This is a genomic window from Rubricella aquisinus (genome assembly GCF_014199445.1).
Lineage (GTDB): Bacteria > Pseudomonadota > Alphaproteobacteria > Rhodobacterales > Rhodobacteraceae > Rubricella > Rubricella aquisinus.
Window position 1 is genome coordinate 77,392 of sequence record NZ_JACIJS010000007.1, and the last position, 13,455, is coordinate 90,846.

15 protein-coding genes are annotated in these 13,455 nt (G+C 60.7%); 1 reads left to right on the forward strand and 14 read right to left on the reverse strand.

Going from position 1 to position 13,455, the window contains the following annotated elements:
• Nucleotides 1-41: 41 nt before the first annotated feature.
• From FHS89_RS16450 to FHS89_RS12140, 11 genes are all read right to left on the reverse strand, one after another.
• Nucleotides 42-1,145: a pentapeptide repeat-containing protein gene (locus FHS89_RS16450; protein ID WP_184011996.1), complete on the reverse strand. Its 1,104-nt coding sequence runs from the start codon at nucleotides 1,143-1,145 to the stop codon at nucleotides 42-44.
• A 4-nt stretch (nucleotides 1,146-1,149) separates the two neighbouring features.
• On the reverse strand, nucleotides 1,150-1,308 hold the full coding sequence (gene ccoS, locus FHS89_RS12095; protein WP_184011997.1) for a cbb3-type cytochrome oxidase assembly protein CcoS: 159 nt from the start codon (nucleotides 1,306-1,308) through the stop codon (nucleotides 1,150-1,152).
• Nucleotides 1,305-3,494, reverse strand: coding sequence for a heavy metal translocating P-type ATPase (locus tag FHS89_RS12100; RefSeq protein WP_184011999.1), 2,190 nt, complete (start codon nucleotides 3,492-3,494; stop codon nucleotides 1,305-1,307). The genes ccoS and FHS89_RS12100 overlap by 4 nt, the downstream gene beginning before the upstream one ends.
• A gap of 3 nt (nucleotides 3,495-3,497) precedes the next feature.
• The gene (locus FHS89_RS12105) at nucleotides 3,498-3,965 is read right to left on the reverse strand and encodes a FixH family protein (RefSeq protein ID WP_184012001.1); all 468 of its coding nucleotides are present in this window, start codon (nucleotides 3,963-3,965) and stop codon (nucleotides 3,498-3,500) included.
• A 4-nt stretch (nucleotides 3,966-3,969) separates the two neighbouring features.
• Nucleotides 3,970-5,397 carry a cytochrome c oxidase accessory protein CcoG gene (gene ccoG, locus FHS89_RS12110; RefSeq protein ID WP_343051463.1) on the reverse strand — a complete coding sequence of 476 codons (1,428 nt, stop codon included), beginning with the start codon at nucleotides 5,395-5,397 and terminating at the stop codon, nucleotides 3,970-3,972.
• A 124-nt stretch (nucleotides 5,398-5,521) separates the two neighbouring features.
• Nucleotides 5,522-5,845: a hypothetical protein gene (locus FHS89_RS12115; protein ID WP_184012005.1), complete on the reverse strand. Its 324-nt coding sequence runs from the start codon at nucleotides 5,843-5,845 to the stop codon at nucleotides 5,522-5,524.
• 180 nt (nucleotides 5,846-6,025) lie between these two features.
• On the reverse strand, nucleotides 6,026-6,880 hold the full coding sequence (gene ccoP / locus FHS89_RS12120; protein WP_184012007.1) for a cytochrome-c oxidase, cbb3-type subunit III: 855 nt from the start codon (nucleotides 6,878-6,880) through the stop codon (nucleotides 6,026-6,028).
• Between the two features lie 3 nt (nucleotides 6,881-6,883).
• On the reverse strand, nucleotides 6,884-7,045 hold the full coding sequence (locus FHS89_RS12125) for a cbb3-type cytochrome c oxidase subunit 3 (protein ID WP_184012009.1): 162 nt from the start codon (nucleotides 7,043-7,045) through the stop codon (nucleotides 6,884-6,886).
• Between the two features lie 12 nt (nucleotides 7,046-7,057).
• Nucleotides 7,058-7,786, reverse strand: a complete 729-nt coding sequence (gene ccoO / locus FHS89_RS12130; RefSeq protein ID WP_184012011.1) for a cytochrome-c oxidase, cbb3-type subunit II — start codon at nucleotides 7,784-7,786, stop codon at nucleotides 7,058-7,060.
• A 14-nt stretch (nucleotides 7,787-7,800) separates the two neighbouring features.
• Nucleotides 7,801-9,393, reverse strand: a complete 1,593-nt coding sequence (ccoN, locus tag FHS89_RS12135; protein WP_184012013.1) for a cytochrome-c oxidase, cbb3-type subunit I — start codon at nucleotides 9,391-9,393, stop codon at nucleotides 7,801-7,803.
• 147 nt (nucleotides 9,394-9,540) lie between these two features.
• Nucleotides 9,541-10,731 carry an MFS transporter gene (locus FHS89_RS12140; RefSeq protein ID WP_184012015.1) on the reverse strand — a complete coding sequence of 397 codons (1,191 nt, stop codon included), beginning with the start codon at nucleotides 10,729-10,731 and terminating at the stop codon, nucleotides 9,541-9,543.
• A 56-nt stretch (nucleotides 10,732-10,787) separates the two neighbouring features.
• On the opposite strand from FHS89_RS12140, the gene FHS89_RS16455 reads away from it, so the two are divergent.
• Nucleotides 10,788-11,303 carry an AsnC family transcriptional regulator gene (locus FHS89_RS16455; protein WP_184012017.1) on the forward strand — a complete coding sequence of 172 codons (516 nt, stop codon included), beginning with the start codon at nucleotides 10,788-10,790 and terminating at the stop codon, nucleotides 11,301-11,303.
• Nucleotides 11,304-11,307: 4 nt separating this feature from the next.
• Here FHS89_RS16455 and fnrL read toward each other — a convergent pair whose 3' ends face one another.
• The 3 genes from fnrL to gpt form a co-directional block, all read right to left on the reverse strand.
• The gene (fnrL, locus tag FHS89_RS12150; RefSeq protein WP_343051464.1) at nucleotides 11,308-12,039 is read right to left on the reverse strand and encodes a transcriptional regulator FnrL; all 732 of its coding nucleotides are present in this window, start codon (nucleotides 12,037-12,039) and stop codon (nucleotides 11,308-11,310) included.
• Between the two features lie 461 nt (nucleotides 12,040-12,500).
• Nucleotides 12,501-12,953 carry a tellurite resistance TerB family protein gene (locus FHS89_RS12155; protein ID WP_184012019.1) on the reverse strand — a complete coding sequence of 151 codons (453 nt, stop codon included), beginning with the start codon at nucleotides 12,951-12,953 and terminating at the stop codon, nucleotides 12,501-12,503.
• The gene (gene gpt, locus FHS89_RS12160; protein ID WP_184012021.1) at nucleotides 12,953-13,453 is read right to left on the reverse strand and encodes a xanthine phosphoribosyltransferase; all 501 of its coding nucleotides are present in this window, start codon (nucleotides 13,451-13,453) and stop codon (nucleotides 12,953-12,955) included. The genes FHS89_RS12155 and gpt overlap by 1 nt, the downstream gene beginning before the upstream one ends.
• Nucleotides 13,454-13,455: the final 2 nt, after the last annotated feature.

The window sequence follows — 13,455 nt, forward strand, 5'->3', positions numbered from 1 at the left end:
CTCCGGGTTAGGCTGGTTGGTTTGGCGGGGGTTATGGAGGATTATTTTGAGGTGGGCAATCCGGTTGCGGCTGTACGTTTCATCCATACCTCTCGTGCCTGCTCTTTGTGAGTTGGCCATTTTGGCGGCCTTTCAGAGGCTTCTGGTAGTAATGTGTCGTCGCTCCCGATAGCGTCGGACAATTGCTGTTTATCCAGACAAGGATAAGTCAGCATTTCCGCACCACCCAAATAGCAATTTTCGAGGTTTGCCAACGAAAAAAGAGACTGTTTGCAGTAGGCATCTTCTAAGAAGGAATTTTGTAAGTCCGATTGAAAAAACCAGCAATTTTCAATCTTTGCACCCATAATCATTGAGTTGTTCAGTCTGGCACCTTCGAAATTTGAAAAATTGAAATTCCCTTTGGACATTTTTAATTTTACTAAATGGCTCATGGAGAAATCAAAATAAATTTCTTTACCAATTAATCGAAGTGAATTTTCGTGCGCCAGCTGAGTTGCATTTCTTCTCCCAATTACAGTCAGGACAGATTGAATATCAACGCGCGGTGATCTTTCTTTGAAATCTTCGGCATACTGAGAATTAAGAGCAGCATTCTCCCGCACATACGCACACAGCAATTCCATCACGCTGATATGCATTTCCAGATGATCACGGGCGATTTTCTCTAGGAGGTAGATGGCCCCAAGGCGCACTTCGAGGTTGGGGACGGTTTCTTCTTTAAAGACCCAAAGACCAATTTCGCGCCCATGCTCGTCGACACGAACCGTACGGTTGCCCTCAGCGGTATCAGAGACATACTCCGGCTCCCATACTCGCCGTTTCACCGTTTTTTCCGCGCCCAACTGTTCCACCGCTTTGGTGAATTGGGTGGTGATGTTGCCTTGCTCCGCGATGTTTGCGGATTTCTGAGCCACAACGCTGCGCCAAATCAAGAGGGGGAAGCCGATAATGGCCACCAACAGGTAGACGACGGCGCGCATCTCCGCCTCAGCTTCAAACGCCAACTCAAACGCTCGGATGCTCAGCGTACCTATGGAAGCAATCAGCGCGATTCCAACGACGACCGCACATATCGGCCCGAGCCACTTGGCATTTTCATATTTGAAAGGCTTATCGAGCCCGACCCATTCGCGAAACGTCACGGCCTCACCCCTCCGGGCTGTCGTCATACCGGTCGGAGAGGATGCGGTTGGCGTGGCCGTCCATGTCGTCATATTGGTTCGACCGGATCGACCAAAGGAAGGCGGCAAGGCCGACCGCCCCCAGCAGAAGGGACACAGGGATCAGGATGCTCAGAATAGTCACTTCGGTTCCCTCCGCAGGCGCAATGCGTTGAGCGTAACACAAATGGAGCTAGACGACATCGCAATCGCCGCGATCAGGGGGGAGCAGTAGCCCGCCATCGCGACAGGCACGGCGATGACGTTATAAAGGCTCGCGAGCTGGAAATTCTCCACGATACGTTTGCGCGCCGCGATGGCCACTTTGCGCGCGCGCAGCACCAGCGTAATGGACGGGCCAACGAGCACCATATCCGCGACGGAGCGGGAGGCTTCCGCCGCCGAACCGGGGCTCATGCTGACATGGGCGGCGGCCAGCGCTGCGGTGTCGTTGATCCCGTCGCCGACCATCAGCACGCGGCGGCCTTGTGCGCTCAGCCCTTCGATCAGGGCGATTTTGCTTTCGGGCGTCGCGCCCGCGTGCCAATCGGCGATGCCAAGGGTGTTTGCGATATGGGCGGTCTGCTCTGCCGTGTCGCCGGAGAGGAGCGTGACGTGCAGGCCCGCTTCGCGCAGGCCCGCGACCATCTCCGCCGCGCCCTCGCGCAGGGCGTGGGTGAAGGTGAAGGGGTGCAGGTCCTTGCCCATGCGCAGCCACAGACCCTCCGCCGTCGCACCGGTGAACCGAGCATTGCCGAGCCGCACGGGCTGGCCAAGATAGGTCGCGCTCAGTCCTTCGCCGGGATGTTCGGTGATGTCGGTGATGGGCGCGGGGGCTTCTCCCTCACACTCCGCCGCGATCGCGCGGCTCAAAGGATGGAGCGACGCACGGGCAAGCGCATGGGCAACGGCGCGCGCCTCCCCCTCCGGCCCGGTGGCATAAAGCGGCAGATCGGTGGTCAGCGTCCCGGTTTTGTCGAGCACGACGTGATCGACCTCCGCCAGTTTTTCCAGGGCCGCGCCGTCCTTCACCAACACGCCCATCCGGTATAGCAATCCGGAGGCGGCAGCCTGCACGGATGGCACGGCAAGGCCAAGCGCACAGGGGCAGGTGATGATCAGAACGGCGGCGGCGATGTTGAGCGCGGTGCGCAGATCGCCCGTCGCCACATACCACCCGATGAAGCTGAGCGCGGACAGGATATGCACCCCCGGCGCGTAAAGGCCGACGGCCTTGTCGGCCAGAAGGGTGTATTTGTTCTTTGCCCCCTCGGCGGCATCGACCAGCCGCGCGATCTGGCGCAGGAGCGTATCGTCGCCCAATGCGTCGGCACGGATCGTCAGGGGGCCGGTGAGGTTGACCATGCCCGCGCTGACCTGATCACCCGGCCCGGCGGGGTCGGGCAGGCTTTCGCCGGTCAGCATGGCGCGGTCGATATCGGACCGCCCCTCGATGATCGGGCCATCGGCCGGGATGCGCGCGCCGGGTGCGACGAACAGCAAATCGCCCGTGCGCAACGCGTCCACGGGCACGGTTTTGCGGGTGTCGCCCTCGATCCGGGTGGCGGTCAGCACGTCAAGAGCGGCCAGTTCGGACGCGGCAGAGCGGGCGGCGGCGCGGGTCCGGTGATCCAGATAGCGCCCGATCAGCAGGAAAAAGGTCAGCGTCAGCGCCGCGTCGAAATAGGCGTGATGCCCGCTTTCGCGCACCTCCATCAGGCTCAAGCCAGCGGCCAGCACGATGGCCAGCGTGATCGGCACATCCATATTGAGCCGCCAGCCACGCAGGGCGGCGAAGGCGCTGCGATAAAAGGGCATCCCGGCAAAGGCGATCACCGGAAAGGCAATCGCGGCGGAAATCCAGTGCAGCAAGTCCCGCGTCGCATCCGTGGCCCCGGCCCAAACGGCCACGCTCAACAGCATCACGTTCATCGTGGCAAAGCCCGCAACCCCCAGCCGGGCGAGCAGGGCCTTGCCCTCCTTATCCGTTTCGGTCGCGGCAATGGTCGCGCTGTCCAGCTCCAGCGCGCGGTAGCCCGTGCGGGTCAGATCATCGGCCAGATCGCCTGCGGTGAGGCTCGGGTCGTCCACCGTGACCGTCACGCGCCGCAGGCTGAGGTTCACGCGCGCGGCACTCACGCCGGGCTGCACGGCGAGAAACCGCTCCACCCCGTCGATACAGGCCGCACAATGGATATCGGGCAGGGACAGGACCATGCGCCGCAACGCGCCCCCTTTGGGGATGGAGGCGGTGGCGCGCTCCAGTTCCCCTTCGGGCAAGCCAACGCAGGCCGGACAGGCCGCGCGGGGGGCATAGGCGGCGTCGGTCATCGCTTATCCCTGAACGTAGACGGTATGACGGGTCACGAAATCGGTGCCGTCAGCGCCCTTTGCCTTGATGTCGACGCGCCACGCGCCGGGGGCAAGCTCCATCGGAATGGCCTGAGCCGCGCGCAGGCTCGCGAAATCGTAAAAGCTGTCCTCCCGCCCATGGGTGGTGCGGCCCACGCGGATCTGGACGTCCTCCGCCAGCACGGGCGTGCCGTCGATGGCGGTGACGGCGATCACCAGTGCGCCGGTCTCGTATGCCGCTTGGCTGGTCCAGCCCAGCGACAATTGTGCCGCCTTGCGGTCATCAAAACTCTGGCTTGCGACATAGGAGTTTTTCACCTCCAGCCCCGGAAAGGTGCCGACCGCGAAATAGGCGAGCGTCAGGTTCACTGTGATGATGGTGCCAAACGCGCCGACCATGACCATGGCCATATGTTTGCCGGTAAAGCGGCGTTCGGTTTCGGTGGTCATGGGATCAGTTCCTTCCGTTGAACAGGGTTTCGACGCTGTCGCGTTCGCGACTGCCGAGGTCTTCGACCCAGATGGTGACATCGGTGGCATGGGTTTCGGCGGCATCCGTGCCCGGTTTCGCCTCGATAAAGATGCGCTGGACGCGGGTCTCGTTCGCCGCCACCGGCACGCTTAGCAAATCGGTGCCGGACACGCGGATGCGCAGCGGTGCCTCAGAGGTCAGCGACAGGCGGAAATCGCGATTGTCGCCGGTCTTGTTGCGCAGGCGCACGTCATAGGCGTTGCGAACCGTGCCATCCGACAGGGTGATAAATGTTGGATTGCGGATCGGGCTGACGGTCATCTCAATGTCGCTGCGGATGAACAGCCCGACGATAAGGGCAATGCCAATCCCGGCCCAAAGTACGGTGTAGAGGATCGTGCGCGGGCGGATGATATGCTTCCACGCGGGGATCGGTTTTTCGCCCGCCCGCTCACGCACTTCATCCCCCAAGGTGCAATAGTCGATCAGCCCGCGCGGCTTGCCGATCTTGTCCATGATCTCGTCACAGGCGTCGATGCAGAGCGCGCAGGTGATGCATTCCATTTGTTGTCCATCGCGAATGTCGATGCCCATTGGGCAAACCGCGACGCAGGCATTGCAGTCAATGCAATCGCCATGCGGCTCCGTTGCATCCCGCTTTTTGCCGTGAGAGCGCGGCTCCCCACGCCAATCGCGATAGGCGACGGTGATGGTCTCTTCATCCATCATCGCGGCCTGAATGCGGGGCCACGGGCAGGCATAGATGCAGATCTGTTCCCGCATGAAGCCGCCGAACACGAATGTCGTCGCCGTCAGCACCGCGACGGAGGCATAGGCGACAAATGCGGCCTGCCCGGTAAAGAGATCCACCAGCAAGGTGGGCGCATCCGCGAAATAAAACACCCATGCGCCGCCCGTCGCGACCGCGATCATCAGCCAGACAAACCATTTGGTCAGACGCAGCCGCCATTTGCGCAGATCGTATTTCTGCCGCCACAGCCGGATGCGCGCGTTGCGGTCGCCCTCAATCCACCGCTCCACAAGGATAAAGAGGTCGGTCCACACAGTTTGCGGGCAGGCATAGCCGCACCAGACCCGCCCGAGCGCGGAGGTGAACAGAAACAGGCCCAGCCCCGCCATGATCAGCAAACCGGCCACGAAATAAAATTCGTGGCTCCAAATCTCGATCATGAAGAAATAAAACCGCCGGTTCGCCAGATCGACCAGCACCGCCTGATCCGGCAGGTTCGGGCCGCGATCCCAGCGAATCCACGGCGTGAGGTAATAAATGCCGAGCGTGACGGCCATGATCCACCATTTGAACCGACGAAAGGCGCCGCTCACACGTTTGGGGAAGATGGGCTCTCGCGCTTCAAACAGTTTGGGCGGTTGGCTGGTATCTGCGGACACGGGCGATTCTCTCCGAATTTCGGGCATTTGAGTGATCATCACGATCGGCGCACCGGTCGACCTTGATCGGGATCAAATTGTTGCCAATGAAAGTCAGCTTAAAGCCGTCAGACTGACGCGTGCGTCAAAGTGCGCAGCGCTCCGCGAGGTCACCCTCGATCCGGCCGACATAACGCTCTGTCCGGCCATCAAGATATTCGACAAACACATATTGCCCGGACCAGCGCCAGCGCCCGCGATCCTGATTGGCGTTGAGCACATCACATCCAACACCAAGGTAAATCGTCCGCGCCTGCCGTTCCCCGCGCGAAAGGTTTCGCTCGTCAGCCGGGGCAAGGACGATGCCGTGCACGTTATAGGTCGCGGAAAACGCCTCACCCTCCCGCAGCAATGTCGCTGAGGTGGCAATTTGCGGCATCATCGCGCCGAAAAGGGCGGCGGCGAGCACGCGAAGCAGATTTTTGCGATGTCTTGATGTCATGCCCCCATAATCGGGGACAGGCAGGAATCTGCAAGGGCGAAATGCGCCCTCGCTCATCACGTTTTACTGTGTGGATCAGGATACAAAAAACCGGCCCATGCGATCAGCAAGGGCCGGCCAGTCAGGGAGAAAGGGAGGAGGGGGCGGTTATTGACCGCCACCCAGGGAGTGGACATAGACGGCCACCTGCTTGACCTCCGCTTCGGAGAGGCGGTCTGCCCATGCGGGCATCACGCCCGCGCGGGAATAGGTGATCGTCTCAACGACCGACGCCTTGTCGCCGCCATAGAGCCAGATCGCATCCGTCAGGTTCGGCGCGCCCAGCTCGACCTCGCCCATGCCGTTATCCATGTGACAGGCAGCGCAATTGTCGAGATAAAGCGTCTCCCCCAGCGTTCCGGCAGCGGGGCTGGAGGACAGGCTGATCACATAGTCCGCGACGGCCTCGATCTCCGCGTCGTTGAGGATGCCATCAACGCCGAAGGCGGGCATCATCGACAGGCGGGTATCCCAGTCCTCGTCCCAGCGGATGCCATGGGCGATGGTCTGGTGAATTTGCTCCACCTCACCACCCCAGAGCCAGTCATCATCCAGAAGGTTCGGATAGTATCCCATCGCACCTGCCGCACCCGCGCCATGGCACTGGGAGCAGTTGTTGCGGAACACCGCCGCCCCGCCCGCATTGGCGAATTGCAGCAATTCGGGCGTCTCAAGGATCGTGGAAAGCTCGGTTTCGTTGATCTGGCTGATCAGCCCGGCATTCTGCGCCTCGTAGCGGGCGATATCCTCCGCGACCGCGCCACGGGTGGAATAGCCAAGCACACCTTGCGTGGCCCCCGTGATGCCGGGCCATGCCGGGTAGGCGATGGTGTAGCCAATCGCAAACACGATGGTCGCGTAGAAACACCACACCCACCAGCGGGGCATCGGCTTGTCATATTCCCGGATACCGTCCCATTCGTGGCCGGTTGTCGGGTAGTCGTCATCGTCTCTTTTGGCCATGGATCAATCCTCCCGCCATTCGTCGTTGCGCAGGGGTATGTTTGCGATGTCGTCATGCACTTCGCGGGAGCCGGGACGGAAGGTCCAGACCACGACGCCAAGGAACAGGATCGTCATCGACAAAAGACCCCAGCTATCTGCGATTTCTCTCAGGATATGGTACATCTCAGGGTCTCCTTAGCGGCTCGCATCGGGTTCAAAGGTGGAGAAATCCACCAGTGTTCCGAGCATTTGCAGATAGGCGATGAGCGCGTCCAATTCGCTGACGCCGGGGGCGCCATCGAAATTGCGGACCTGCGCACCGGGATAGATCTCCGCCACATCAAAGGCGGCGGGGTGATCAGGATCAGCCTGCGCCTCGAAATGCACGGCGGCCATTTCGACCTGTTCGTCGGTATAAGGCACGCCAACCATCCGGTTGGCCGCAATCACCGCCTCGATCCCATCGGCATCAAGTTCGGTCCGGGCGAGCCACGGATAGGCGGGCATGATCGATTCTGGCACCAGCGCGCGCGGATCTTCCATATGGTCCACATGCCACTGATCCGAATAACGCCCACCGACACGGGCAAGGTCCGGCCCGGTCCGCTTTGATCCCCATTGGAACGGGTGATCATACTGGCTTTCTGCGGCAAGGGAGTAGTGCCCGTACCGCTGCACTTCATCGCGCATCGGGCGGATCATCTGGGAGTGGCACACATAGCACCCCTCCCGGATGTAGATGTTGCGCCCGGCCATCTCCAGCGGGGAGTAGGGGCGCACGCCCTCCACATCCTCGATGGTGTTCTCCAGATAGAAGAGCGGTGCGATCTGCACGATCCCCCCGATGGAGACAACGACCAGCGACAGAACCAGCAGCAGCGTCGCGTGCTTTTCGATCGGCTTGTGATAGTCAAAGATATGCATTGGTCCTTGTCCTTTTATTCAGCGGGGACGGCAGCGGCGGTGCGGGTTTGGCCCGCGCCGATGGCTGTCTTCCAAAGGTTGACGCACATGATCACACCACCCGCGAGGTAGAGGATCCCGCCAAGCCCGCGCACGAGGTACATCGGGAATTTGGCGTCCACGGTGTCGGCAAAGGAGTTCACGAGGAAACCCTGCGCATCGACTTCGCGCCACATCAGGCCTTCCATGATGCCGGTCACCCACATGGATGCTGCGTAGAGCACGATGCCGATCGTGGCGAGCCAGAAGTGCCAGTTGACCATCGCAAGGCTATAGAGCCGTTCGCGGTTCCACAGGCGCGGCACGAGGAAGTAGAGCGCGCCGAAGGTGATCATCCCGTTCCAGCCAAGTGCGCCGGAATGCACATGCCCGATGGTCCAGTCGGTGTAATGCGACAGGGAGTTGACCGCCTTGATGGACATCATCGGCCCTTCAAAGGTGGACATGCCGTAGAACCCGATGGAGATCACCATCATCCGCAACACCGGATCGGTGCGCAGTTTGTCCCAGGCGCCAGACAGCGTCATCAGACCGTTGATCATCCCACCCCATGAGGGCATCCACAGCATGATCGAGAACACCATCCCGAGCGTCTGCGCCCAATCGGGCAGCGCGGTGTAATGCAAGTGGTGCGGACCGGCCCAGATATAGAGGAAGATCAGCGCCCAGAAGTGCACGATGGACAGCTTATAGGAATAAACCGGACGCTCTGCCTGCTTTGGCACGAAATAATACATCATGCCCAAGAAACCCGCCGTCAGAAAGAAGCCCACAGCGTTGTGGCCATACCACCACTGGGTCATCGCATCCTGCACACCGGCAAAGAGTTGCACCGATTTGGAGCCAAAGATCGACACCGGCACCGCAAGGTTGTTGACGAGGTGCAGCATCGCCACGGTGACGATGAACGCCAGAAGGAACCAGTTGGCCACATAGATATGCGGCTCTTTCCGCTTCCACAGCGTGCCAAGGAACACCAGCAGATAGGCGACCCAAACCACGGTCAGCCACAGATCCACATACCATTCAGGCTCGGCATATTCCTTGCCTTGGGTCACGCCCAAAAGGTACCCGGTCGCGGCCAGCACGATGAACAGGTTATAGCCCCAGAACACGAACCACGCGAGGTTTCCGCCCCAAAGCCGCGCGGCGGTCGTCCGCTGCACGATGTAGAAGGACGTGCACAAAAGCGCGTTGCCCCCAAACGCGAAAATCACCGCAGAGGTGTGCAAGGGGCGCAAGCGGCCAAAGCTCGTTTGCGGAATATCGAGGGTCAGTTCGGGAAATGCGAGCTGAAACGCGATGAACGTGCCTGCCGCAAACCCGACCACACCCCAAAAGGCGGTGGCGACCACGCCGTAGCGGATTACGTCATCCATATATCCCGTCTCCGGGGTGAGTGCCGGGCCATTGCCCATCATGCGCATCTGACGGATGAACAAAAACGCCGCAACGGCGAGAACGATCAACGCATGCACTTGATAGGCAAGGTCCTGAGCAAAATTGGCACCGATTGCCGCGAAAAACGCGACAAGGGCCAAGGCTATCAATTTCAGCGAGCCTGCCATTTTCCCTTGTTCCTTCTGCTACGCCCCGGCCTTGGATTGAGGAATCGGTCCTCGGGCAGGGGCTCCATGCAGTTGGAATGCGCTTTTGTCGGGAAAGCCTCCTTGATGTGGATCAACGCAATGCTTGGTTTCTGAAGAAAACCGTATTCAGGATGCGTTTTTGAGGGACGGAAGCAGCGTCAGCGACAGAATGAGGCCAAGGAAAACCGCGCCCGCGCCAAAGCGCGCAACCAGCGCAAATCCGTCCGCCGCATAAAGTGCCGCACCGATCAGGGCCGCAGCACTCGCGCTCAGATAGGTCACCCCGCTATAGAGGCCCAGCACCGCACCCCTGTGTCGCCCGGCCACATTGGTGAGCCGCGCCACCACCACGTTCAATCCGAAATGATTGGCCAATCCCCAAAGGAAGGTGACGCTCAAAAGCGGGATCAATGCCCCCGCCAACAGGGAGATCGCGGTCAGGATCAGTGCAATCAGGCCCATGGCTAGGGGCATGATCCGCCGCGCACCAAACCGGTCAATCAGTGGATCACCAAAAGCGGCCAATCCAAACCCCGCCCCATAGCTCAGCGCAATCCAACCCGTCGCGCGCAGGGGCTGGCCCAGCACATCCACCAGATGCGCGCCCATCAGCCCATAGACGCTGTAGAAAGCCAGCATGAACATCGCGTTGATCATCAAAAGGCGCGGCACCTGCGCGATCCGAACCGCATGAAAGGGCAAAAGCGGTCCGTCTGTCACCGGGGCATGATCCGCCTTTGGCATCCGCGACAGCCCCAGCAGCACGCCAAGGCAAAGGGCTGCCAGCACCAGATAAACCATCCGCCAGCCTGCGATGTCCGCCAACAGGGCCGCGCCCGCGACCCCACCAACAAGGCTCAGCGTCCAGCCGATCAACACGCGGCCCAGTATGACGCTTTCACGCCCCGCAGGCGCAATCGCCACCGCAAGCGCATAGGTCGCGGGCAGGGCGGCACCTGCTGCCAACCCGGCCAAACCTTGCGCCGCGATCAGCGCCAACAGCCCCGGTGCCGCCGCACTTGCCCCAAGGGCCACGAACAACACCGCAAGGGCGGCGCGCAATGCGGGTTGCGGCCCGATCCGGTCGATCAGGGGGGCGAGGGCCACCGCACCCAAAGCGGTGCCCAGCCCATAGGCCGCCGCCGCGCGCAGCACCTCCCCGATGCTGATGCCCAAAGCGGCCGCGATCCCGGGCGCAATCGGCCCCATCAACAGGGAGTTTGCCCCAACAATGCCAATCGCGGCCATCAGCGTCGCGGTATCGCGATGCAGTTGCAGGGAGGGTGACGCGGGAGTATGCTGAACGTGATTTGTCATGAGTGCAAAAATGCGGAATTTCATTCGGCATTCAATCACGATCAGAGGGGCAGCGCGTGAAAACAGAAAATATTCCGTCCAACCGGGCGCGGCACCCGGCACTTGATGGGTTCGACCGAAAAATCCTCGGCGCTTTGGTCGCTGATGCGGGGCAAAGTTATGCCCAGCTTGGCGCGCAGGTGGGGCTTTCGGCCCCTGCGGTGCATGAGCGCGTCAAACGCCTGCGCGCGGCGGGTCATATTCGCGGAACCCACGCCAATATCTCCCCCGAGGCGGCGGGAAAGCCGCTCTTGGCATTCGTGCATGTCGATACGGTCGGCTGGGGGAAAAGTGCGGCCCTTATGGCGATGGCGCGCCACCCGGAGATTGAGGAAATCCATTCCGTCGCGGGCGATACTTGTATGCTTTTGAAGGTGCGCACGGCGGGGTCAGACGCGCTTGAACACCTGCTGGCACAACTTTATGCCTTGGATGAAGTCACTGCCACGCGCAGCTATATCGCGCTCACAAGCTATCTTGAACGGCCCGTTCAGGCGGAGGTGACGGAAGACTGGCCCAAGCCTTACGGCTGACACATCAATCGTCGTCGCCGCACTGCTCTTTCAGGGCGTCATGGTCATTGATCACGACCTGACGCGCGCCGTTCAGGGTGATGAGCCCCTCCTTTTTCAGCGCGCTGATCTGACGGCTCACCGTCTCGATCGTCAGGCCAAGATAGTCCGCGATGACTTCGCGGGTCACGGGCAGGGCAAAGGAAAAGCCATCCCCGACGGTATCCTTTTGCAGGGCGGCGCTGCGCCGGGCGAAGATCAACAAAACGCTGGAGATTTTCTCCCGTGCGGTTTTGCGGCCCAGCAGGGTCATCCATTCGCGTGCCGCGTCCAACTCGTCGAGGGTCATCGACAACAGCCTCCGCTCAATGGAGGGCGTGCGCGCGATCAGCTCTTCAAACGGTTTCTTGCGGAACGTGCAAAGCCGCAAATCGGTCGCGGCCACCACGTCATAGGGTGTGGTTGAGCGACCGGGGCGGCCAACGAAATCGGATGGAAACAGCATCCCGACCATCTGCCGCCGGCCATCGGACAGGGTGCGGCTCAGGCTGGCCACGCCGTCAATCACGGAGCCAAGAAAGGTCAGGTCATCGCCCGCCCAGATAACGGTCTCTCCGGCAGCGAAATTGCGGTAGGTTTTCATCGCATCGAGCGTGCCCAACTCGTCGGTCTCGCAATGGGCGCAGACCGCATTGTGGCGGATCGGGCAATCGGCGCAGTCCTGCTCGACCGTATTCAGCCTTGCATCAAATTTCACAGTGCGCCTCCAATTCCGATCAAAAAATTGATCCAGATCAAATTACTCCATTTGATCGCAAAAGAAAACCATATCGGTTCAGTGGTTTTTCCATTCGGGCTGCGGATAAGCGCAATTCATTGCATCTGCAATGAACCTTTTGCCGCAGTAGACCGTGGGGCTGACATAGGCCAGCCCCACGCCCCCTCCGCTTCGAACCCACGGCTGGCCACGCGTCAAGACCCACCTGCGCGCGCCACCACCGCCTCCTGACAATCGGCCAGAAGCCCCTTTTGCCGAAACGAAAGTTGATGCAGTGGCCTTCCAAGGTGGAAGCACGGTCACTGCCGGGCGGGGTTTAGGCGAAGTTGGCACTGTTGCACAGTCATGACGCTGCGACAGATTTTTGGGGATTTGGAAACAATCAAACCGGTTTGGAAATTTGATTTTTTCGGTTAATTGACCCCGCGACAGTCGGACAATTATTGCGACCCGATCGCAGCTTCTGCCCGCTGGCGGGCAAGTGCTGAGTCCTGATCCGTGATTCCCAGCAGGTTGACCACCATCCGCAGCAATGCGTTTTCCTCATCCGCACGGTCGCCATCGGCCAGCGCTATGGACCACAGCGCCTCCGCAATGGCATCGCGGGTCTCATAGGGCACCGTGTCCTTGATCGTGCGGGTAAAGCGCACGGTGTCGGGCGCCTGCGCCTCCAGCGTTTCGGCATCGGCGCGGATCGCGGCGGCGGCAGCGTCATCAAGCTCAAACCGGCGCTTGAGCACGCTGTCGATCATCGCCACTTCCGAGGCCGCGTAATCGTGATCCGCCCGCGCAACACGGACCATGAGGGCTGCGAGCGCGAGTTTCTGATCCTCGGTGGACAGGGCAGACGGCTCCGCCTCGCCCCTGAGCAATTTCAAAAGGTCAGCGAGCATCAGTCGCGGCCCCGGTAGGGCTGCACATATTGCAATGCCATGTCCCAGGGGAAGAAAATCCAGGTGTCCTGGCTCACTTCGGTGATGAAGGTATCAACCTGCGCGTTGCCTTTGGGCTTGGCATAAACAGTGGCGAAATGCGCGTTGGGATACATGGAGCGGACCAGTTCCAGCGTTTTGCCGCTATCGACCAAATCGTCGATCACCAGAATGCCAGTGCCATCGCCCATCATCGCCGCATCCGGGGCCTTGAGCACCTGCGCTTCTGCCTGTTCCTGATGGTCATAGCTTTTGACGGAGATCGTATCGACCGTGCGGATATCAAGCTCGCGTGCCACGATCATTGCAGGGGCCATGCCGCCGCGCGTGATCGCGACAATGGCGCGCCACGCGCCGTCATCCGGCCCCTTCCCGTCAAGACGCCACGCAAGCGCACGGCTGTCGCGGTGAATTTGGTCCCATGAGACGTGAAAACCCTTTTCGTGGGGGAGTTTATCCATGG

Bases quoted from the DNA above. Each gene is read 5' to 3' on its own strand.
- FHS89_RS12100 (WP_184011999.1), bottom strand. From the start codon at position 3,494: ATGACCGACGCCGCCTATGCCCCCCGCGCGGCCTGTCCGGCCTGCGTT.
- FHS89_RS12105 (WP_184012001.1), bottom strand. From the start codon at position 3,965: ATGACCACCGAAACCGAACGCCGCTTTACCGGCAAACATATGGCCATG.
- ccoP (WP_184012007.1), bottom strand. From the start codon at position 6,880: ATGGCCAAAAGAGACGATGACGACTACCCGACAACCGGCCACGAATGG.
- FHS89_RS12125 (WP_184012009.1), bottom strand. From the start codon at position 7,045: ATGTACCATATCCTGAGAGAAATCGCAGATAGCTGGGGTCTTTTGTCG.
- ccoO (WP_184012011.1), bottom strand. From the start codon at position 7,786: ATGCATATCTTTGACTATCACAAGCCGATCGAAAAGCACGCGACGCTG.
- ccoN (WP_184012013.1), bottom strand. From the start codon at position 9,393: ATGGCAGGCTCGCTGAAATTGATAGCCTTGGCCCTTGTCGCGTTTTTC.
- FHS89_RS12140 (WP_184012015.1), bottom strand. From the start codon at position 10,731: ATGACAAATCACGTTCAGCATACTCCCGCGTCACCCTCCCTGCAACTG.
- FHS89_RS12155 (WP_184012019.1), bottom strand. From the start codon at position 12,953: ATGCTCGCTGACCTTTTGAAATTGCTCAGGGGCGAGGCGGAGCCGTCT.
- gpt (WP_184012021.1), bottom strand. From the start codon at position 13,453: ATGGATAAACTCCCCCACGAAAAGGGTTTTCACGTCTCATGGGACCAA.